This is a genomic window from Klenkia sp. PcliD-1-E, assembly GCF_024124375.1.
GTDB lineage: Bacteria > Actinomycetota > Actinomycetes > Mycobacteriales > Geodermatophilaceae > Klenkia.
Window position 1 is genome coordinate 1 of the sequence record NZ_JAMXRZ010000049.1, and the last position, 19,393, is coordinate 19,393.

Genomic DNA, 19,393 nt, shown 5'->3' on the forward strand with positions numbered 1-19,393 from the left:
CGGCGCGGACGCCGGTCGGGGGCGCGGCGGTGGTCACCGGCCCATCGTGCCCCGGGCCGGGGTGGGGGCACATCGGGGAACACCCTGAGGGGGCGGAAGCAGGGTGGGACCAGGGTCCTGCCGGATACCGTCGGGTCCCTGCCGTCGACAGGCTGGAGGCCATGACGACCTCGACCCCTCCGCTGCCGCCCTACCCGGAGCCCCCGGCGGGTGGCACCCCTCCCCCGTACCCCGCACCGCGACCGCCGCTGCGCCGCAGCCGGACCGACAAGGTGATCGGCGGCGTCGGCGGCGGCCTCGCCGAGTACACCGGCATCGACGCCCTACTGTGGCGCGTCGGGTTCATCGCGTTGGTGTTCGCCGGCGGCACGGGGTTCCTGGTCTACCTGCTGCTCTGGCTGCTCATGCCGGCCGGCCCGGTCGACCCGGACGCCGCGGCGCGGACCCCGAAGGCGGTCGAGCCCCGCTCACCCGTCCCCGGGGTGACCGTCGCGGCGCTGCTCATCGCCCTCGGCGTCACCGCGCTGGTCGCCTGGGCCACGCCGTGGAGCCCCGGCCCGGTGGTCTTCCTGTCCATCGCGCTGCTGGTGGTCGGGCTGGGCCTGGGGGTCGGCGCGTTCGTCGCCGGGCGGTCCGCCCGCGGGCCGCTGGTCGCGCTCGGCGTCCTGCTGGCCTTCGCGGTGGTCGTCGCCTCCGCCGGCCACGGCTGGTCCGACCGCGCCCGTGGCGGGGTCGGCGACCGCAGCTACACCCCGGCCAGCGCCGACGCGGTGCGCGCCGAGTACCGCAGCGGGGTCGGCGACACCGAGCTCGACCTGACCCGGATCGACCTGACCGACCTCACGGCACCGATCACCACGACGGTCGACGCCGGCATCGGCGACGTCGAGGTCCGGGTGCCGCGCTCGGCCGACGTCCAGGTGGACGTGCAGAACGGGGTGGGCGACGCGGACGTGCTCGGCGAGGGCTCGCAGGGCGGTTTCTTCCCCGGCACCGGCTCCGCGCCCTGGACCGGGGACGGCACCCCCGAGGTCGTGCTGACCATCCAGTCCGGCATCGGCGACGTGACGGTGACCCGTGGCTGAGCCGACCGGCCCCCGCACCCCCGACACCGACGAGCAGGAGACCACCGTGGACCCCGACCGCCGCGACACCGCCGTCCTGCCCGACGGCACGACCACCGGGACGCCGCCGGCCCCTTCCGCCGAGCCGGCCCCGGGCCGCCGCTCCCCCGACCTGCTCGCCCTGACGGCGGGCGTGGTGTTCTGCCTCGTCGCCGTCCTCGGCCTGGTCGGCACCTCGCTGCCGGGCTGGGTGTTCGGCGGCGGGTTCGTCGCCGTCGTCCTGGTCCTCGCCGGCGTCGGCCTGCTGGTCACCGAGCTCCGCAGGCCCCGCCGATGAGTCTCCGTCGTCGCCGGCTCGGCGCCCGTCAGCCGGCGACGGCGGCCAGCGCGACCGTGCCGACCCAGACCCCGGGGATGGCGATGCCCTCGAAGCCGATCCCCTTGCGCTCCCGGACCACCAGGCCCCCGGCGAGGATCGCGATGATCAGCACGGTGCCGCCGAGCAGGACCAGGCTGGAGGGCCCGGCATCGCGGTAGATGGGGCCGTCCAGGTAGAAGCCGTCGGCCACCGCGATCATCAGGGTGTCGAAGACGTTGCCGCCGATGATGTTGCCGACGCCGAGGGTGAGCGCGCCCATCCGCACCGCCGTGATGAGCACGACCAGCTCGGGCAGCGAGGTGATCGCGGTCGTGAGGGTGAACCCGGTGAGGTCGCTGGGCAGACCGGTGAGGGCGACGAACCGCAGCCCGGTCTGGCCGACGAAGAACCCGGCGACGCCGACCACGAGGCCCAGGGCCGCCAGTTCGCCCCACAGCCGCGACGTCGGCTGGGCAAGCTCCCCACCCTCGTCCTCGTCCTCGTCGGTCTCGGTCGTCCCGGTGCGGGTGGCCTGCCACATCGGGTCGGCGGCCACCCGCTTGAGCAGCACCAGGCCGTAGCCGTAGAACAGCGGGATGGCCAGCGTCATCGGGTGCACCCACCCGATGGACAGCGTCGGCGTGGCGTAGGCGATCACCGGGACGGCGAGCAGGGCGGTGAGGACCAGGGCCTGCAGGATGTTCTGCAGCGACGCCGCGGAGTGCTCCAGGTTGGCCCGGCGGTAGACCAGGTCGGCGATCGCCAGCCAGACCGTCTGCAGCGCGACCCCGCCGACGGGGTTGGCGAGGCCGAACCCGGGGTCGCCGCCCAGCGACCCCGTCGCGGTGGTCACGATGCCGGGCAGGGAGGTGACCGCCCCCAGCAGCAGGGCCCCGCCGACCGCGTCACCCAGCCCGGTGCGCGCCGCGAGGGTGTCGGCCACGCGGGTCAGCCGGATGCCGGCCAGCACGATGACCACCGCGGTCGCCGCGAGGACGACCCCGACCAGCCAGAGCGGCCAGGCCGACGTCACTCCCACTCGATGGTGCCCGGGGGCTTGCTGGTCACGTCCAGCACCACCCGGTTGACCTCGGCCACCTCGTTGGTGATCCGGGTCGAGATCCGCTGCAGCACGTCGTAGGGCAGCCGGGTCCAGTCCGCGGTCATCGCGTCCTCGCTGGACACCGGCCGGAGCACCACCGGGTGGCCGTAGGTGCGGCCGTCGCCCTGCACGCCGACCGAGCGGACGTCGGCCAGCAGCACCACCGGGCACTGCCAGATCTCCCGGTCCAGCCCGGCGGCGGTGAGCTCGGCGCGTGCGATCGCGTCGGCCCGGCGCAGGGTGTCCAGGCGCTCGGCGGTGACCTCGCCGACGATCCGGATGCCCAGCCCGGGGCCGGGGAAGGGCTGCCGCCAGACCAGCGACCCGGGCAGGCCCAGCTGCAGGCCCACCTCGCGCACCTCGTCCTTGAACAGCGTGCGCAGCGGCTCCACCAGGGTGAACGTCAGGTCCTCGGGCAGGCCACCGACGTTGTGGTGGCTCTTGATGTTCGCCGTCCCGGTGCCGCCGCCGCTCTCCACGACGTCGGGGTACAGCGTCCCCTGCACGAGGAACTCGACGGCCTCGCCGTGCGCCTGGGCGTCGGCGACCACGTCGGTGGCGGCCTGCTCGAACACCCGGATGAACTCCCGGCCGATGATCTTGCGCTTCTGCTCCGGGTCGCTGACCCCGGCCAGCGCGGTGAGGAACTGCTCACGGGCGTCGACCACCCGCAGGTCGGCGCCGGTGACGGCGACGAAGTCCCGCTCGATCTGCTCGGTCTCGCCCTCGCGCATCAGCCCGTGGTCGACGTAGACGCAGGTCAGCCGGTCACCGATGGCGCGCTGCACGAGCGCCGCGGCCACCGCGGAGTCCACGCCGCCCGACAGCGCGCACAGCGCCCGCCGGTCGCCGATCTGCGCGCGGATCGCCTCGACCTGCTCCTCGACGACGTTGGCCATCGTCCAGGACCTCTCCAGGCCGGCGATGTCGAACAGGAAGTGCTCCAGCACCGTCTGCCCGTGCGCAGTGTGCTTCACCTCGGGGTGGAACTGCACCCCGGCCAGCCGGCGGTCGACGTCCTCGAACGCCGCGACGGGGGCCCCGGTGGACGTGGCCGTGACGGTGAACCCGGGCGGGGCCGCGGAGACCGCGTCGCCGTGGCTCATCCACACCGACTGCTCCAGCGGGGTCTCCCCGAACAGCCGGTTGGCCGTGGTGACGGTCAGCGGGGTGCCGCCGTACTCCCGGTCGCCGGTGTGCGCGACCGTGCCGCCGAGGGACTGCGCCATGGCCTGGAAGCCGTAGCAGATGCCGAAGGCGGGCACGCCGGCCTCGAACAGCGCCGGGTCGACCTGCGGGGCGCCCTCGGCGTAGACCGAGGACGGCCCGCCGGACAGCACGATGGCCGCGGGCTCGCGGGCCAGGACCTCGGCGGCCGGGACGTCGGAGCCCACCAGCTCGGAGTAGACCCCGGCCTCGCGGATCCGGCGCGCGATCAGCTGGGCGTACTGCGCCCCGAAGTCGACGACCAGGACGGTCGGGAAGTCCATGGACACCGGCCGTCAGCCACCGATCACGAGGTCGACGCGCTGGAACTCCTTGAGGTCCCGGTAACCGGTCTTGGCCATCGTGCGGGCCAGCGCACCGAACAGGTTGGTGCGGCCGTCGGCCTCGACCGCGGGCCCGTTCAGCACCTGCTCCAGCGGTGCCGCGGCCGGCACCGGGGCGTCCACCACGCCGCGCGGCAACCGGGGGTGCGCGGCGACGGAGTCCCACCACGCGCCACCGGCCGGGGCCTCGGCCGCCGAGCGCAGCGGCTCCCCCAGCTGCACGGCGTCCGCGCCGCAGGCCAGGGCCCGGGCGATGGCGCCGGAGGTCTCGATGGCGCCGTTGGCGATGACGTGCACGTACCGGCCGCCGGTCTCGTCCAGGTAGTCGCGGCGCGCGGCCGCGGCGTCGGCGATCGCGGTGGCCAGCGGCACCCGCACACCCATGACGGCATCACCGGTGGAGGCGCTGTCGGCCCCGACCCCGACGACCACCCCGGCCGCGCCGGTGCGCATCAGGTGCAGGGTGGTCTGGTAGTCCGCCGCCCCGCCCACGATCACCGGGACGTCGAGGTCGGCGATGAACTCCTTGAGGTTGAGCGAGTCGCCCTGGGTGGTCACGTGCTCGGCGGAGACGATCGTGCCCTGGATGACCAGCAGGTCCACGCCCGCGGCGAGCACCGTGGGCGCGTACTGCTCGGTGTGCTGCGGGCTGATCCGCACCGCGGAGGTCACGCCGGAGTCGCGCAGCTCCTTGACCCGGGCGGTGATCAGGTCGGGCTTGACCGGCTCGCGGTAGAGCTCCTGCAGCAGCGCGGTGGACGACGTGCCCGACGCCGCGGCCTCGCGCAGCCGGGCGTAGACGTCGGCCGGGTCGTCGTAGCGGGTCCACAGGCCCTCGGCGTTGAGCACGCCCAGCCCACCGGCCTGGCCGACCGCGATCGCGGTCGCCGGGCTCATCACCGCGTCCGAGGGGCTGGCGACCAGCGGGATGCCGAACCGGAAGGCGTCGATCTGCCACGCGGTGGACACGTCGTCGACGTCCCGGGTGCGCCGGCTGGGCACGATCGAGACCTCGTCGAGGTCGTAGCCGCGGCGGGCGAAGCGGTTCAGCCCGATCTCGACGTTGTCACGCACTGGCACTGGGGGTCACCGGGCCCGGTAGTTGGGAGCTTCGACGGTCATCTGGATGTCGTGCGGGTGGCTCTCGGTCAGCCCCGCGGCGGTGATCCGGGTGAGCTGGCCCTTCTCCTGCAGCTCGGCCACGGTGGCCGCACCGGCGTAGCCCATGGAGGCGCGCAGGCCGCCGACGAGCTGGTGGGCCACCCCGGACAGCGCACCCCGGTAGGGCACCTGGCCCTCGATGCCCTCGGGGACGAGCTTGTCGTCGGAGAGGACGTCGTCGGCGAAGTAGCGGTCGCGGCTGTAGGACTGGTTGCCGCGCTTCTGCATCGCGCCGAGGCTGCCCATGCCGCGGTAGGACTTGTACTGCTTGCCGTTCATGAAGACCAGGTCGCCCGGGGCCTCCTCGACACCGGCGAACAGGCTGCCCAGCATCACGGTGTCGGCACCGGCGACCAGCGCCTTGGCGATGTCGCCGGAGTACTGCAGCCCGCCGTCGGCGATGACCGGCACCCCGGCCGGCTTGCAGGCCAGCGACGCCTCGTACACCGCGGTGACCTGCGGGACGCCGACGCCGGCGACCACGCGGGTGGTGCAGATCGAGCCCGGCCCCACCCCGACCTTGACGCCGTCGGCGCCGGCGTCGACCAGCGCCTGCGCACCGGCCCGGGTCGCGACGTTGCCGCCGACGACCTGGATGCCGAAGTCGGCCTTCACCCGCGCGACCATCTCCAGCACCGCGCGCTGGTGGCCGTGCGCGGTGTCGACCACCAGCACGTCCACCCCGGCGTCGACCAGCAGCCCGGCGCGTTTGTAGGCGTCCTCGCCGACGCCGAGGGCGGCCCCCACCACGAGGCGGTTGTCGGCGTCCTTGGTCGAGTTCGGGTACTGGTCGCGCTTGATGAAGTCCTTGACGGTGATCAGCCCGCGCAGCCGTCCGGCGTCGTCGACCAGCGGCAGCTTCTCGACCTTGTGCTGGCGCAGCAGGGCCAGTGCGGTGTCGCCGTCGACCCCCACCCGGGCGGTGACCAGCGGCAGCGGCGTCATCACGTCGCGGACGAGGCGGTTGGCGTGGTCGGACTCGAAGCGCATGTCGCGGTTGGTCACCATGCCGACCAGCACGCCGTCGGCGTCGACGACGGGGGCGCCGGAGATGCGGTAGCGGCCCGAGAGCGCATCGACCTCGGCGAGGGTGTTGTCCGGCGAGCAGGTGACCGGGTTGGTGATCATCCCGGACTCCGACCGCTTCACCAGGTCGACCTGGCCGGCCTGCTCCTCGGCGGCCAGGTTGCGGTGCAGGATGCCGACGCCGCCGGCCCGGGCCATCGCGATCGCCATCCGCGCCTCGGTGACCGTGTCCATCGCGCTGGAGACCAGCGGGATGGACAGCCGGATGCCGCGGGTCAGCAGGGAGGAGGTGTCGACCTCGGCGGGGACGACGTCCGAGGCACCGGGCACCAGCAGGACGTCGTCGTAGGTCAACCCGAGCGGGGCGAACTTCGCGGGGAGCTCGGGGGTGCTGGCGTCGGGCTGCACGGGTGCCGCCACCTCTCGTCCGGGGGACACGGCGCCGGGACGGCGCGCGGGGACCCCGACGATCGTAGGCTGCCACCCCCGTCACACCCCCGGGACGCCTACCCTCCTTCCCGTGACCTCGTGGGACGACGCCTTCGGCAGCGACGGCAGCGACGGGGACGGGGCGCCGCCTCCCCCGCTCACCGTGGAGGAGCGGGCCGGGGTGCTCGACGACCTGGCCGAGCTCGAGGTCTTCCGCACCCTGCTGGAGCCGACCGGGGTCAAGGGCATCGTGGTCGACTGCCCCGACTGCGACGAGGAGCACCACGTGGACTGGGCGCTGATGCAGGCCAACCTGCGGCAGCTGCTCGACGAGGGCCAGACCGGCCGGCACGAGCCGCCCTTCGACCCCGACCCCGACGACTACGTCAGCTGGGACTACGCCAGCGGCTACGCCGACGGGGTGGCCGCCCGCGCCGAGGCCGAGGAACCGCGCGGGGGCCGGGCCGCGGGCCGGCACGCCCGCGAGGACCGCCCCTAGACCGGACCCCGGACGGGGGTCGCCTCCGGTGCGACCGGCACCGGGTCCGGGTCGCGCGGTCGGTAGACGACCAGCGCGTGGAACACGAAGCGCGCCACGAAGGCGACCGCGAGCGTGACCGCGGTGGCGATGGCGCTGGTGAGCACGCCGTGCGCGACCAGCCACCAGGCGATCGCGATGCGGATCGCGCTCTCGGTGTTGTTGAACAGCGCCGAGCGCAGGAACCGCCGCCGCACCGGGTCGGCCGAGGCGACCAGGTCGGCGAAGACGAAGCGCTCCTGCAGCAGGAAGTTGCCGACGATGGTGGCCTCGGCCGCGATCACCGCGGCCGGGAGGAACGGCATGCCCAGGGCCACCAGCGCGGACACGATGGCCACGTTGGCCACCGCCCCGAGGGCACCGATCAGCGCGAAGCCCGACATCCGGCCGAAGCGCAGGCCGGCGAGCTGCCACAGGAACCACAGGCCCTGGCGCAGCGACGCCTTCGACGACCCGCCGGTGCGCGCCCCGAAGGAGAAGGGCACCTCGCGGATCCGCCGCCGGCGGCGCACCAGCACCTCGAGCAGGATCTTGAAGCCCTTGGGCCGCAGCTCGTCCAGGTCGACCCGGTCCAGGTCGAGGGCGAAGAACCCGGTCATCGGGTCGCTGCAGGTGTGCAGGCGGGTCGGGAACATCGCCTTGGTGACCAGGGTGGTGGTCCGCGAGACGCCGTGCCGCAGCCAGCCGGACAGGCCCTCGGCGGCGCCCCCCACGGTGTAGCGGGAGGCGACCGCGACGTCGGCGCCGTCGAGGGCGGCCAGCAGCGCGGGCAGCACCTCGGGCGGGTGCTGCAGGTCGCCGTCCAGGACAGCGCAGCGCCGACCGCGCGCCGCCCGAAGCCCGGCCACCACCGCGCCGGACAGCCCGCCCTCGGGCTCGTCCCGGTGCAGCACGACCAGCCGGGAGCGCATCGACGGCGCCTGGGCCCGCGCGATCGCGGCGGTGTCGTCGGCGGAGTCGTCGACCACGACCACCTCGGTGGCCGGGCCGCCGACCGCTGCGTCGACGCGGCGCAGCAGCTCGGCGACGTTGGCCGCCTCGTCGTAGGTCGGCACGACGACGCTGAGGGTGACCCGGTCGCCGGTCATGGGTGCTGGGTCCTTCTCGGTCGGGGGCGGTGCCCGCGACCGTGCTCGGTCCTCGGGCGGCTCAGCTCATCATGCCGCGACGGAAGCCGCTGGCGACGGCTTCGGCGCGGTCCTTCGCGCCGAGCTTGCGGAACAGCCGGCGGGCGTGGGTCTTGATGGTGTCCTCGGACAGGTAGAGCTCGCGGCCGATCTGGGCGTTGCTCTTGCCCTGGCTCATCCCGGTGAGCACCTGCATCTCGCGCACCGACAGCGTGACGGCCGGGACGTCGACCCGGACGGCGGCGCGCACCGTGGCGGGTGCGGCGGCGAAGGCGCTGGAGCCGCCGAACGCGGGGGCCGAGGAGGCGCCGACGGTCGACAGGGGTCCGGTGTGCGGGCGGCCGGGCTCGGCGCGCAGGCCCACGCGGGAGACGCCCAGGCCCATCTCGACCGGCGAGGCGTCCCAGCGCAGGTACCCGCGGGCGCCGGCCGCGACGGCGGCCCGCACGCTCTCCGCGTCGTCGGGGGCGCCCAGCACCAGCACCGGCACCGACGGGTGCAGGCGGAGCACCTGGGTGGCCACCGCCAGACCGCTGTCGGTCGCGCGCTGGGTGCCGACGAGCAGGACGTCGGGCTGGCGGGTGCCCAGCCGGGCCAGCAGCGAGGCGGGGTCGCCGACGGCCTCGACGCGGGCCACCGACGGCAGCGCGACCAGCCGGGAGGCGACGTCGTCGCGGACGCGCCGGCGCTCGTCGAACACCCACACGGTCGATCCGCCGACGCCGTGCGCGCCACCGTTCACCGCGGCGCGGGTCCTGTCCTCGATCACGTCTGCTCCCGTCCTCACCAGCCGTACCCCGTGCGGGGCACCGGTGTCCCCCACTCGGTGGTCGGCGGGGTCGGGATCCACCTTGATCGCCACGCCGGGTGGTGCCCAGGGGGTGTCACCCCGGCGGGTGAGGCGGTTGCGGGCACCCCCGATGCACACATCCGGGGATCCCGCAGAACGAATGATCGCGATCGTGTTTGCGGGTGATCACCCCCGGGCAGTGGCGTGGAGCGCCGGGCAGCACCCCGGTCGCCCGAGCACTGGAGGACTCCGAATGGCCGACATCCGCCGCCTGCCCACCCCCGTCGCCGAGGTGTGGGACTGGCAACTGCACGGCGCCTGCCGTGGTGAGTCCACGTCCCTGTTCTTCCACCCCGACGGCGAGCGCGGCCCCGCCCGGGCCCGTCGGCAGGCCGCGGCGAAGGCGGTGTGCGGCACCTGCCCCGTCGTCGAGGCCTGCCTGAAGCATGCGCTCAGCGTCCGCGAGCCCTACGGGGTCTGGGGCGGGATGAGCGAGGAGGAGCGCACCCGGCTCATCGCCGCCGAGACCTCCTCGGTGCGCGTCGGCGTCTGACGCCGCTGCCCGCGAGGGCACCCGGACCACGGAAGGGCCGGTCGACCACGGATGGTCGACCGGCCCTTCCGTCGTCGTACGGGTGCCCGGATCGGCCCCGTCCCGCGCGGGACGGGGCCGGACCGTCAGTGGGAGTGGCCGTGGCCCCCGTGCGAGTGGCCGTGGGTGTGGTGCCCGCCGCCGTGGTCGTGCTCCTCCTCCGGGGCCTCGACGACCGCGGAGTCGGTGGTCAGCACCATCGCCGCGATCGAGGCGGCGTGGCCCAGGGCGGCCTTGGTGACCTTGACCGGGTCGATGACCCCCTCGCCGGCCAGGTCGCCGTAGGCGCCGGTGGCGGCGTTGAAGCCCTGCCCGGTGCCCAGCTCGCGCACCTTGCCCACCACGACCGGGCCCTCGAAGCCTGCGTTGGCCGCGATCTGGGTCAGCGGGGCGTCCAGGGCCTTGCGGACCGAGCGGGCGCCGGTGGCCTCGTCGCCGTCCAGCGACAGCCCGTCCACCGCGGCCGCGGCGTGCACCAGCGCCGAGCCGCCCCCGGGGACGACGCCCTCCTCCACCGCAGCGCGGGTGGCGGCGATGGCGTCCTCGATCCGGTGCTTCTTCTCCTTCATCTCGACCTCGGTGGCCGCACCGACGCGGATGACGCCGATGCCGCCGGCCAGCTTGGCCAGCCGCTCCTGCAGCTTCTCGCGGTCCCAGTCGGAGTCGGTGGACTCGATCTCGCGGCGGATCTGGGCGACCCGGTCGGAGACGGCGGTGGGCTGGCCGCCGCCGTCGACCAGGACGGTGTCGTCCTTGGTGACGGTGACCCGCCGGGCGGTGCCCAGCACCTCGAGGCCGACCTCGGAGAGCTTGAGGCCGACGTCCTCGCTGACGACCTGGCCGCCGGTGACGATGGCCAGGTCCTGCATGAAGGCCTTGCGGCGGTCGCCGAAGAACGGCGACTTCACCGCGGCGACCTTGACCGTCTTGCGGATGGAGTTGACGACCAGGGTGGACAGCGCCTCGCCCTCGACGTCCTCGGCGACGATCAGCAGCGGCCGGCCGCCGGTCGAGAGCACCTTCTCCAGCAGCGGGAGCAGGTCGGCCAGGGCCGAGACCTTGCCCGACACCAGCAGCACGAGGGCGTCGTCGAGGACGGCCTCCATCGACTCGGAGTCGGTCACGAAGTACGGCGACAGGTAGCCCTTGTCGAAGGCCAGGCCCTCGGTGACGACCAGCTCGGTGTCCAGGGTGTTGGACTCCTCGACGGTGATGACGCCGTCGTTGCCCACCTTCTCCATGGCCTCGCCGATCAGCTCGCCGATGACGGCGTCCTGGGCGGAGATGGTGGCCACGTGCGCGATGGCCTGCCGGCCGTCGACGGGGATGGCGACCTCGTCGAGGGCACCCTGCACCGCGGTGACCGCGGCGGCGATGCCCCGGCCCAGCGCGGTCGGGTTGGCGCCGGCGGCGACGTTGCGCAGGCCCTCGTGCACCAGGGCCTGGGCCAGCACGGTGGCGGTGGTGGTGCCGTCGCCGGCCACGTCGTTGGTCTTGGTGGCGACGTTCTTGGCCAGCTGCGCGCCGAGGTTCTCGAACGGGTCGTCGAGGTCGACCTCGCGGGCGATGGTCACGCCGTCGTTGGTGATGGTGGGGGCGCCGAACTTCTTGTCGATGACCACGTTGCGGCCGCGGGGGCCGAGGGTCACGCGGACGGCGTCGGCGAGCTTGTCGACGCCGCGCTCGAGGGCGCGGCGCGCGTCCTCGTCGAACTGGATGATCTTGGGCACGGAGGCTCTCCCGATCTGGAGGTGCTGGGGGTGGGACGCGAACCGCCCCGGGGACCCGGCCTGTGCGGGTCGCCCGGGGCGGTGGTGGTGCGGGGTGAGCTCAGCTCACTTCTCGACGACGGCCAGCAGGTCGCGGGCCGACAGCACGAGGTAGTCCTCGCCGGCGTAGCGCACCTCGGTGCCGCCGTACTTCGAGTAGACGACGACGTCGCCCACGTTGACGTCCAGGGGGACGCGGTTGCCGTTGTCGTCGATGCGGCCGGGGCCGACGGCGACGACGGTGCCCTCCTGGGGCTTCTCCTTGGCGGTGTCCGGGATGACCAGACCGGAGGCGGTGGTGGTCTCGGCCTCGTTGGCCTGGACGACGACGCGGTCCTCGAGCGGCTTGATGCTGACCTTGGTGGCGGTGGTCACGTGGTGACTCCCCCTTCTCGTCCGACGAGCAGTGGATGGTGCTGATGCTGTGGCACGGGGGCCGGGGTCTGCCGTCGCGGGGGTCAGGCCCGGCCCGTGTCGGTTGGCACTCTACCCACCCGAGTGCCAGCCGCTCAACCGGGTCAGGCTGTGCCCGTGCCGTCCGAGGTCGAGCAGCCCGCAGAGGAGACCGTGCGCCAGCTGCGCGCGCTGGCCACCCCCACCGGCGCCGCCGCGCTGGCCCGGGCGGCCGGGCTGCTGGCCGACCGGGTCGACGTGGTCACCGCGCTGTCCCGGCTGCGCGCGGAGTTCGGCGCCGACGTCGGCGGGCCGGCGTGGGGCGTGGCCCGCCAGCGGGAGAGGGCCCGCCCCGCCTTCGGCGCCGACGCCGACCGGCTGCTGTTCACCGGCGACACCCTGGAGCAGGCCGGCCGGCCCGAGCTCGCCGACCGGCGGGCTGCCCGGCTGCTGGCCGGTGGCGCGACCAGTGCGGTCGACCTGGGCTGCGCCTCGGGCACCGACGCGGTGGCCCTGGCCCGCGCCGGGGCGTCGGTGGTGGCCGTCGACCGGGACCCGGTGGCCCGGGAGCTGACCGCGCACAACGCCGCCGCGCTGGGCCTGGACGTCGAGGTCCGCGACGCCGACGTGGTCGACCTGGTGGCCGCGGCCACGGGCGGTCGGGTGGCCGGGTGCGAGGCCGCCGTCCTGGACCCCGCCCGGCGGGCGCACGGCCGGCGGATCACCGACCCCGACGGCTGGTCACCGCCCTGGTCGACGGTGGCCGCGCTGCTGGACGCCGTCCCGCGCTGCGTGGTCAAGGTGGCGCCGGGGCTGGACCACGACCGGGTGCCCGACGGCGTCGAGGCCGAGTGGGTCTCGGTGGGCGGCTCGATCGTCGAGGCGCTGCTGTGGGGTCGCGGTCCGTCGGCGACGTGGCGGCGGGCGACCGTCGTCCGGGCCGGCACGGTGCACGAGCTGACCGCCGACGCCGACCCCGGCCGGGCGCCGGTCGCCGCCCCGCGGGCCTGGCTGCACGAGCCCGACCCCGCGGTCATCCGCTCCGGCCTGGTCGCGACGGTGGCCGCGCAGCTGGACGCCACCCTGGTCGACGAGCAGATCGCCTACCTGACCTCCGACGCCCCCGCCGACTCGCCGTGGGCGAGCTCCTACCGGGTCACCGACGTGCTGCCGTTCTCGGTGAAGCGGCTCAAGGCGCTGCTGCGCGAGCGGGGCATCGGCCGGGTGGTGGTGAAGAAGCGCGGCTCCGCCGTGGAGCCCGAGGCCCTGGTCCGGCAGCTGCGCGGCAAGGGCGAGGGCCGGGCGGTCGTCGTCGTCACCCGGGTGGCCGACGTCCCCACCGTGCTGCTCTGCGAGGTCAGCGGCTGACGACCTCGACGGGCAGCGAGCTGTCCGCGCCGAGGTCCGGGGCGGACGGCGCGACGCCGGCCATCACCAGCCGCGAGCCCAGGGCGGCGACCATCGCGCCGTTGTCGGTGCACAGCCGCCGGCTGGGCACCCGCAGCACGATCCCCGCCGCGTCGCAGCGCTCCTGGGCGACCGCGCGCAACCGGGAGTTGGCCGCCACTCCCCCGCCGACGACCAGGTGGTCCACGCCGTGGTCGCGGCAGGCCCGCACGGCCTTGGCGGTGAGCACGTCGACGACGGCCTCCTGGAAGCTCGCCGCGACGTCGGGGACGCTGACGTGCACGCCGTCGCGCTGCTGGGCCTCCACCCACCGGGCGACCGCGGTCTTCAGCCCGGAGAAGGAGAAGTCGTAGGCCGGGTCCCGGGGGCCGGTGAGCCCGCGCGGGAAGGCGATGGACGCCGTCCCGTCCTGCGCGGCGCGGTCGATCGGCGGACCGCCCGGGAAGGGCAGGTCCAGCACCCGGGCCACCTTGTCGAAGGCCTCGCCGGCCGCGTCGTCGATGGTCCGGCCCAGCTCCTGCACGTCCTGGGACAGGTCGGGCACGAGCAGGATCGAGCTGTGCCCGCCCGACACCAGCATCGCGATGCTGGGCTCGGCGAGGCGGCCGTGCTCGAGCTCGTCCACGGCGACGTGCGCGGCCAGGTGGTTGACCCCGTAGAGCGGGACGCCGAGGGCAAGCGCGTAGGCCTTGGCCGCGGCCACCCCGACCAGCAGCGCGCCGGTGAGCCCCGGTCCGCCGGTCACCGCGACGGCGTCCACGTCACCCAGCGCGACCCCGGCGTCGGCCAGGGCCCGGTGCACGGTCGGGACCATCGCCTCCAGGTGCGCCCGGGATGCGATCTCGGGGACGACGCCGCCGAAGCGCTCGTGCTCCGCCATCGAGGTGGCCAGCGCGTCCGACAGCAGGGTGTGACCGCGGACCAGGCCGATGCCGGTCTCGTCGCAGCTGGTCTCGAACCCCAGGACCAGTGGCTCCTCAGCCACGCCTCATCACCACCGCGTCCTCCCCGCTGTTGGGGTAGTAGTGCGGCCGGACGCCGATCGGGGTGAACCCGCGCCGGGCGTACAGGCCCTGGGTCGCCTCGTCCGAGGCCCGCACCTCCAGCAGGACGACGGGGCTGCGCCGGTCGGCCTCGGCCAGCAGCGTGTCCAGCAGCCGCCCGCCGATGCCCTCGCCCTGCCGCGCGCCGGTGACCCCGATCGTCGCCACGTGCGCCTCGTCCGGGTAGGCGATCAGCCCCGCGTACCCCACCACCTCGTCGCCGTCGACGGCCACCGTGTAGCTGCGGGTGTCGGTCATCCCCAGCTCCTCCAGGTACATCGCCCGGGTCCAGGTGTCGGGGGCGAAGAGCTCCTCCTCCAGCCGCATCACGGCGGTGAGGTCCTCCCGGGTCATCGGGCGCAGCTCGATCACCGGGTCACCGGCTTGCGGACGACGTTGGGGACCGCGTCCGGCCGCCGCAGGTACAGCGGGGTCAGCGGCGCGGGGTCCCCGGCGGGGACGGCGCGCAGCAGACCCGCCGTCGTCACCTCGGCGGGGGCCACCTCGCGCCCCAGCCGCTCGGCGAATCGGGTGTCCCCGACCACCGGCAGGTCGGGCAGGTCCAGCTCCTCGGGCCGGCCGACGTCGGGGTCGCCGACCGGTCCGGCGTCGTAGGCACGCCAGTAGACCTCCTTGCGGCGGGCGTCGGTCACCACCACCCGACGGCCCTCGCCCACCGCGTCCAGGGAGCAGACGCCGTGCACCGGGACGCCGACGACGTCCCCCAGCGCGGCCGCGGTCACGATGCCCACCCGGAGACCCGTGTACGGCCCGGGTCCCAGCCCGACGACCAGCCGGGCCAGGTCGGCGACGGCGACCCCGGCGCGGGCCAGCACCTCGGTCACGGTCGGGGTGAGCAGCTCGGCGTGCCGGGTACCCGACGGGACCCCGGCCTCGGCCAGCACCCCGTCGCCGTCGGCGACGCCGACCACCAGGGTCGGCGTCGCGGTGTCGATCGCCAGGGTGAGCACGACCGACGAGGTTAGCCCAGCACGTCACCGGGTGATGCGGTGATGCGCTGGTGCGCCCTATCCTCGGGCCGTGCGCACGACCCTCGACCTCGACCCCGACGTGCTGGAGGCCGCCCGCCAGCTCGCCGGGGAGTCGCGCCGGTCGCTGGGGTCGGTGCTCTCCGAGCTGGCCCGCCGGGGGCTCACGCCGGCGCGGGTCGACGCCAGCGGGGAACTCCCGGTCATCCGCGTCCCCGCAGGCACCCCGGCCATCACCGCGGAGACGGTGGCGCGGGCCCTCGACGAGGACTGAGGGCCGGGTGGCCCTGCTCGACGTCAACGTGCTGGTCGCCCTGGCCTGGGACTCCCACGTGCACCACCTCGCGGCCCGCGAGTGGTTCGTGGCCGACGCCCCGGCCGGGTGGTCGACGTGCTCGACCACCGAGAACGGGTTCCTCCGGGTCAGCGCGAACCGCCGGGTGCTGCCCGCCGCCCTGGACCTCGCCGACGCCCGCACCGTGCTCACCGCCCTCCGGGCGGTCGGTGCCCACCGCTTCCTCCCCGACGACGTCTCGCCGCTGGACCCCGACGTGCCGGCCGTCCGGGGCCACCGGCAGATCACCGACGCGCACCTGCTGACGGTCGCCCGGCGGGCCGGTGAGCCGCTGGTCACCTTCGACCGGGCCCTCGGCGCGCTCGGCGGCCCGGACGTCCTGGTCCTCGCGGCCCTGCCGTGAGAGCAGGTCAGGGCAGCGTGGACTCGTCGACGTCGGGCAGCTCCACCGGCCAGCGGGCGGGGTCGTCGCCGAGGTCCAGCAGCTCCACGAGGTCGCCGGGGTAGACCGTGTCCTCGGCGGCGGCCAGCTCGGCGCGGGTCCACCAGCGGTGGCCCAGGATGGTGCGCTGCTCGTCCTCGGTGTGGCCCAGGACCGAGACCTCGAAGGCCGGGACGCGGACCACGTAGAACGTGTCGCGCTGGTCGACCACGACGTCGCTGAACCCGTGCCGCACCCGCCGCCGGGCGACCGGCCCCCGCACCTGGGCGGGGTCGACGTCCAGACCGGTCTCCTCGGCGAGCTCGCGGACCACCGCGGTGACGTCGTCCTCGCCGTCGTCGATGCCGCCACCGGGGGTCATCCACCAGGTGACGACGGGGTCCAGGCCCGCGTCGCTGTCGTGGAACAGCAGCACCCGGTCGGCGTCGTCGACCAGCAGCACCCGCACCGTCGCGCGCTGCCGGGTGGGCCGCAGCCGCGCCGTCCAGGAGGGGCCGTGCGGCACCAGGGTCGCCGTCCGGACGTCGTCGTCGGCGCCGCGCTCGATCTCCACGACGAGGTGCTCGTCGGCCAGCTGCTCGACCAGGCCGTGGCCCCACTCCACGACGGTCACCGACTCCTCGACGGTCGCGTCCAGGTCCAGGTCGTCGACGTCGAGCAGCGACCCCAGCCGGTAGGCGTCCACGTGGACCAGCGGCAGCCGGCCTCCGCGGTGCACCCGAGCGAGCACGAAGGTCGGCGAGGTGACCGGGCCGGGGACGCCGAGCCCGGCGCCGATGCCCTGGGTGAGGGCGGTCTTGCCCGCGCCCAGCGGCCCGGAGAGCACCACCAGGTCGCCCGCTCGCAGCAGGCCGGCCAGCTCCGTGCCCAGGGCGCGGGTGTCCTCGACGGTGGCCAGGGTGCGCCTCACCGGGCGGCCACCCGGCGGACCAGCTCGGTGATGGCCTCGGTGACGGCGTCGGGGTGCTCGAGCAGCACCAGGTGCCCGGAGTGCGGCACCACCCGGTAGCGGACGTCGCGGGCGCCGGCGGCGGTCAGCTCGGCGACCAGCCGGTCGCTGTGCCCCTGCGGGATGAGCTTGTCCTCGTCGCCGGTGAGCACCAGCACCGGGACGTGCGCCAGCGGCTCGATCGCGGCCTCGGCGTCCAGCCCGACGATGGCCGGGTAGAACTCGGCGATCACCTCGACCGGGGTGCCGCCGATCATCGCGTCGACGTAGTCGACCAGCCGCGGGTCGACGTCGTCCTGCGCGAAGGACAGCGCCTTGGTCGCCCAGCTCACCACGTCGGCGGCCGAGCGGCGGACCCACTCGGCGAACGACGGCCGGTGCCGCATGACGAACCCGGCGACCGGGAAGACCGCGGCCCGCAGCCGGGTGAGCACCCCCGGCAGCCCCAGGTCGAGGTCCTCCAGCCCGCCGGCCGAGGTGGACACCAGGCCCACGCCGACCACCCGGTCGCCGAACAGGTCCGGGCGCTTCGCGGCCAGCTGCAGCACCGTCATGCCACCCATCGAGTGGCCGACCAGGACCACCGGGCCGCGCGGCACCCGCGCGTCGAGCACCGACACCAGGTCCTCCGCCAGCTGGTCGACGGTGGACTGGTCGGCGTCGCCGCGGCCGGAGGCGCCGTGGCCGCGCTGGTCGTACAGCACGATCCGGGCCTGCGGCGCGTGGCCGTTGGCGGTGGCCAGCGCGCGGGCGAGGTCGCGGCGCTGGAAGGTCCAGGACGCCATCGACAGCGTGTAGCCGTGCACCAGGACGACGGTCAACGGCGCGTCCCGCGGGCCGACCTCCTCGACGTGCAGCAGCACGCCGTCCGACGCCGGCACCAGCGCGGTGCGGTCGGCCGGGCGGGACCCGGTGCCCAGCGGGTCCTCGGCGCGCTGCACCTCGGCCGGCAGGTCGGTGACGTCGACGGCGGGCAGGGGCAGGGCACCCGGCACGGGGCCCACCTTGTCCGCGCGCACCCGCGAGGACGCCGCCCGGGTGGCCGCCACGCCGACCGCCGTCCCGGCGGCGGCCAGGCCGACCAGGCCACCGACCAGCCCGACGGTGCGCCGCTGCGGGGGCTTCACGACACCACCCCGGCGGTCCCGGTGTAGGTGCGGGTGAACCGCCCGCCGACGCGGGTGACCAGCTCGTAGTGGATGGTGTCCAGCGCGTCGGCCCAGTCCTGCGCGGTGGGCTCCCCGCCGTCCCCGGGGCCCCAGAGCACGACCTCGTCGCCGGGACCGAGCTCGTCGTCGCCGAGGTCGAGCACGAACTGGTCCATGCAGACCCGCCCGGCGATGGTGCGGCGGGCCCCGGCGGCCAGCACCGGCGCCCGGTTGCCCGCGGCCCGGGGCACGCCGTCGGCGTAGCCCACCGGCACGAGCGCCAGGTTGGCAGCCGCGGCGGTGCGGTGGGTGTGCCCGTAGGAGACCCCGGTGCCCGCCGGCACCCGCTTGGTCAGCGCGACGCGGGCGCGCACCGTCATCGCGGGGCGCAGGCCGTGGTCGGCGGGGTCGCCGCCGAGGGGGTCCAGGCCGTAGACGGCGACGCCGGGCCGGACCATGTCGTACCAGGTGTGCGGCAGCGCGACGGTGGCCGCGGAGTTGGCCAGGTGCCGCCGGGCGCCGATCAGGCCGGCGGCGCGGGCCAGCGCGGTCGCCTCCTCGAAGACCGCGACCTGGGCGGCGATGGTGGGGTGGGTGGGTGCGTCGGCGTAGGCCAGGTGGCTCCACAGCCCGGTGACCCGGACGTCGCCGTCGGCCTCCGCGCGGACGGCGGCCTCGACCAGGGCGGGCCAGTCCGCGACGGTCGCGCCCTCCCGGGACAGCCCGGTGTCCACGAAGAGCTGGACCGCGGCCGGGCGACCGGCGGCGCGGGCGGCGGCGACGACCTCGGCCAGCGCCCACCCGGCGTTGACCGACACCTCGACGTCGGCGGCGATGCCCGCGGCGTAGTCGGCGCCGGGGACGTGCTGCCAGGACAGCACCGGCGCGGTCACCCCGGCGGCGCGCAGCGCCAGGGCCTCCTCGAGCACGGTGACCCCGAGCGCGTCGGCGCCGCCGGCCAGCGCGGCGCGGGCGGCCGGCACCAGGCCGTGGCCGTACCCGTCGGCCTTCACCACGGCCATCAGCGGGCGACCCACGCGCTCGCGCAGCGCGGCGGTGTTGGCGGCGACGGCGTCGAGGTCGACGACCACCTCGGCACGGTTCTGCGGGCTCACGCCCCCGATCCTCCCAGCCCACCCGCCGGACGGTGATCAGGTGACCTGATCACCGTCGCGCCGACCACACCGACGTCGGTGCGGGTGGCGGTGCTCCGACCAGGTG

At 75.2% G+C, this 19,393-nt stretch carries 21 protein-coding genes; 7 read left to right on the forward strand and 14 right to left on the reverse strand.

Annotated features, from left to right (window positions below):
* The first annotated feature begins 161 nt into the window (after positions 1 to 161).
* Positions 162 to 1,085, forward strand: a complete 924-nt coding sequence (locus NH342_RS11450) for a PspC domain-containing protein (protein WP_253014926.1) — start codon at positions 162 to 164, stop codon at positions 1,083 to 1,085.
* Positions 1,078 to 1,401 (forward strand): hypothetical protein, encoded by a 324-nt coding sequence (locus tag NH342_RS11455; protein WP_253014928.1) that lies wholly within the window; start codon positions 1,078 to 1,080, stop codon positions 1,399 to 1,401. Before NH342_RS11450 ends, NH342_RS11455 begins: the two co-directional genes overlap by 8 nt.
* A 28-nt stretch (positions 1,402 to 1,429) precedes the next feature.
* Here the strand turns inward: NH342_RS11455 and NH342_RS11460 are convergent, their stop codons facing one another.
* From NH342_RS11460 to guaB, 4 genes are read right to left on the reverse strand one after another with little or no spacing between them, the layout of a single operon-like run.
* Complete coding sequence (locus NH342_RS11460) at positions 1,430 to 2,455, reverse strand: sodium:calcium antiporter (protein WP_253014930.1); 1,026 nt, start codon at positions 2,453 to 2,455, stop codon at positions 1,430 to 1,432.
* Positions 2,452 to 4,014: a glutamine-hydrolyzing GMP synthase gene (guaA, locus tag NH342_RS11465; protein WP_253014932.1), complete on the reverse strand. Its 1,563-nt coding sequence runs from the start codon at positions 4,012 to 4,014 to the stop codon at positions 2,452 to 2,454. Before guaA ends, NH342_RS11460 begins: the two co-directional genes overlap by 4 nt.
* Positions 4,015 to 4,026: 12 nt before the next feature.
* A complete protein-coding gene (locus NH342_RS11470; protein WP_253014934.1) occupies positions 4,027 to 5,154 on the reverse strand; it encodes a GuaB3 family IMP dehydrogenase-related protein in 1,128 nt (375 codons plus the stop codon).
* Between the two features lie 6 nt (positions 5,155 to 5,160).
* Positions 5,161 to 6,669, reverse strand: coding sequence for an IMP dehydrogenase (gene guaB / locus NH342_RS11475; RefSeq protein WP_308200644.1), 1,509 nt, complete (start codon positions 6,667 to 6,669; stop codon positions 5,161 to 5,163).
* A 112-nt stretch (positions 6,670 to 6,781) separates the two neighbouring features.
* Between guaB and NH342_RS11480 the strand changes: the two genes are divergently transcribed.
* Positions 6,782 to 7,189, forward strand: coding sequence for a DUF5319 family protein (locus NH342_RS11480; protein ID WP_253014938.1), 408 nt, complete (start codon positions 6,782 to 6,784; stop codon positions 7,187 to 7,189).
* Here NH342_RS11480 and NH342_RS11485 read toward each other — a convergent pair.
* Both NH342_RS11485 and NH342_RS11490 read right to left on the reverse strand, forming a co-directional pair.
* The gene (locus NH342_RS11485) at positions 7,186 to 8,316 is read right to left on the reverse strand and encodes a glycosyltransferase (protein WP_253014940.1); all 1,131 of its coding nucleotides are present in this window, start codon (positions 8,314 to 8,316) and stop codon (positions 7,186 to 7,188) included. The two genes, NH342_RS11480 and NH342_RS11485, sit on opposite strands and share 4 nt — an antisense overlap.
* A gap of 61 nt (positions 8,317 to 8,377) precedes the next feature.
* Positions 8,378 to 9,097 (reverse strand): LuxR C-terminal-related transcriptional regulator, encoded by a 720-nt coding sequence (locus NH342_RS11490; protein WP_374209431.1) that lies wholly within the window; start codon positions 9,095 to 9,097, stop codon positions 8,378 to 8,380.
* Positions 9,098 to 9,398: 301 nt separating this feature from the next.
* On the opposite strand from NH342_RS11490, the gene NH342_RS11495 reads away from it, so the two are divergent.
* Entirely contained in the window at positions 9,399 to 9,698 is a 300-nt protein-coding gene (locus NH342_RS11495) for a WhiB family transcriptional regulator (RefSeq protein WP_253014944.1), read from the forward strand.
* 125 nt (positions 9,699 to 9,823) lie between these two features.
* Here the strand turns inward: NH342_RS11495 and groL are convergent, their stop codons facing one another.
* Together groL and groES are read right to left on the reverse strand one after the other, a co-directional pair.
* Positions 9,824 to 11,467, reverse strand: a complete 1,644-nt coding sequence (groL, locus tag NH342_RS11500; RefSeq protein ID WP_253014946.1) for a chaperonin GroEL — start codon at positions 11,465 to 11,467, stop codon at positions 9,824 to 9,826.
* Between the two features lie 105 nt (positions 11,468 to 11,572).
* Positions 11,573 to 11,881, reverse strand: a complete 309-nt coding sequence (gene groES / locus NH342_RS11505; protein ID WP_091061468.1) for a co-chaperone GroES — start codon at positions 11,879 to 11,881, stop codon at positions 11,573 to 11,575.
* A gap of 156 nt (positions 11,882 to 12,037) precedes the next feature.
* Between groES and NH342_RS11510 the strand changes: the two genes are divergently transcribed.
* Positions 12,038 to 13,267, forward strand: a complete 1,230-nt coding sequence (locus NH342_RS11510; RefSeq protein ID WP_253014948.1) for a methyltransferase domain-containing protein — start codon at positions 12,038 to 12,040, stop codon at positions 13,265 to 13,267.
* Here the strand turns inward: NH342_RS11510 and tsaD are convergent.
* Genes tsaD through tsaB form a run of 3 tightly spaced genes read right to left on the reverse strand, consistent with a single transcriptional unit; the run spans position 13,257 to position 15,320 of the window.
* Entirely contained in the window at positions 13,257 to 14,291 is a 1,035-nt protein-coding gene (tsaD, locus tag NH342_RS11515) for a tRNA (adenosine(37)-N6)-threonylcarbamoyltransferase complex transferase subunit TsaD (RefSeq protein WP_253014961.1), read from the reverse strand. The genes NH342_RS11510 and tsaD overlap by 11 nt on opposite strands.
* Entirely contained in the window at positions 14,284 to 14,721 is a 438-nt protein-coding gene (gene rimI, locus NH342_RS11520; RefSeq protein ID WP_253014963.1) for a ribosomal protein S18-alanine N-acetyltransferase, read from the reverse strand. The genes tsaD and rimI overlap by 8 nt, the downstream gene beginning before the upstream one ends.
* Positions 14,718 to 15,320: a tRNA (adenosine(37)-N6)-threonylcarbamoyltransferase complex dimerization subunit type 1 TsaB gene (gene tsaB, locus NH342_RS11525; protein ID WP_253014965.1), complete on the reverse strand. Its 603-nt coding sequence runs from the start codon at positions 15,318 to 15,320 to the stop codon at positions 14,718 to 14,720. The genes rimI and tsaB overlap by 4 nt, the downstream gene beginning before the upstream one ends.
* Positions 15,321 to 15,390: 70 nt before the next feature.
* Here tsaB and NH342_RS11530 point away from each other — a divergent pair, with 70 nt between their 5' ends.
* Together NH342_RS11530 and NH342_RS11535 are read left to right on the forward strand one after the other, a co-directional pair.
* Positions 15,391 to 15,612, forward strand: a complete 222-nt coding sequence (locus NH342_RS11530; protein WP_253014967.1) for an antitoxin — start codon at positions 15,391 to 15,393, stop codon at positions 15,610 to 15,612.
* Positions 15,613 to 15,619: 7 nt separating this feature from the next.
* Entirely contained in the window at positions 15,620 to 16,036 is a 417-nt protein-coding gene (locus NH342_RS11535; RefSeq protein ID WP_253014969.1) for a TA system VapC family ribonuclease toxin, read from the forward strand.
* 7 nt (positions 16,037 to 16,043) lie between these two features.
* Here NH342_RS11535 and tsaE read toward each other — a convergent pair whose 3' ends face one another.
* The 3 genes from tsaE to alr are packed head-to-tail and all read right to left on the reverse strand — an operon-like array spanning position 16,044 to position 19,287.
* Positions 16,044 to 16,985 carry a tRNA (adenosine(37)-N6)-threonylcarbamoyltransferase complex ATPase subunit type 1 TsaE gene (gene tsaE / locus NH342_RS11540; protein WP_253014971.1) on the reverse strand — a complete coding sequence of 314 codons (942 nt, stop codon included), beginning with the start codon at positions 16,983 to 16,985 and terminating at the stop codon, positions 16,044 to 16,046.
* The gene (locus tag NH342_RS11545) at positions 16,982 to 18,151 is read right to left on the reverse strand and encodes an alpha/beta fold hydrolase (protein ID WP_253014973.1); all 1,170 of its coding nucleotides are present in this window, start codon (positions 18,149 to 18,151) and stop codon (positions 16,982 to 16,984) included. Before NH342_RS11545 ends, tsaE begins: the two co-directional genes overlap by 4 nt.
* Complete coding sequence (gene alr, locus NH342_RS11550) at positions 18,148 to 19,287, reverse strand: alanine racemase (RefSeq protein WP_253014975.1); 1,140 nt, start codon at positions 19,285 to 19,287, stop codon at positions 18,148 to 18,150. The genes NH342_RS11545 and alr overlap by 4 nt, the downstream gene beginning before the upstream one ends.
* Between the last annotated feature and the right edge of the window lie 106 nt (positions 19,288 to 19,393).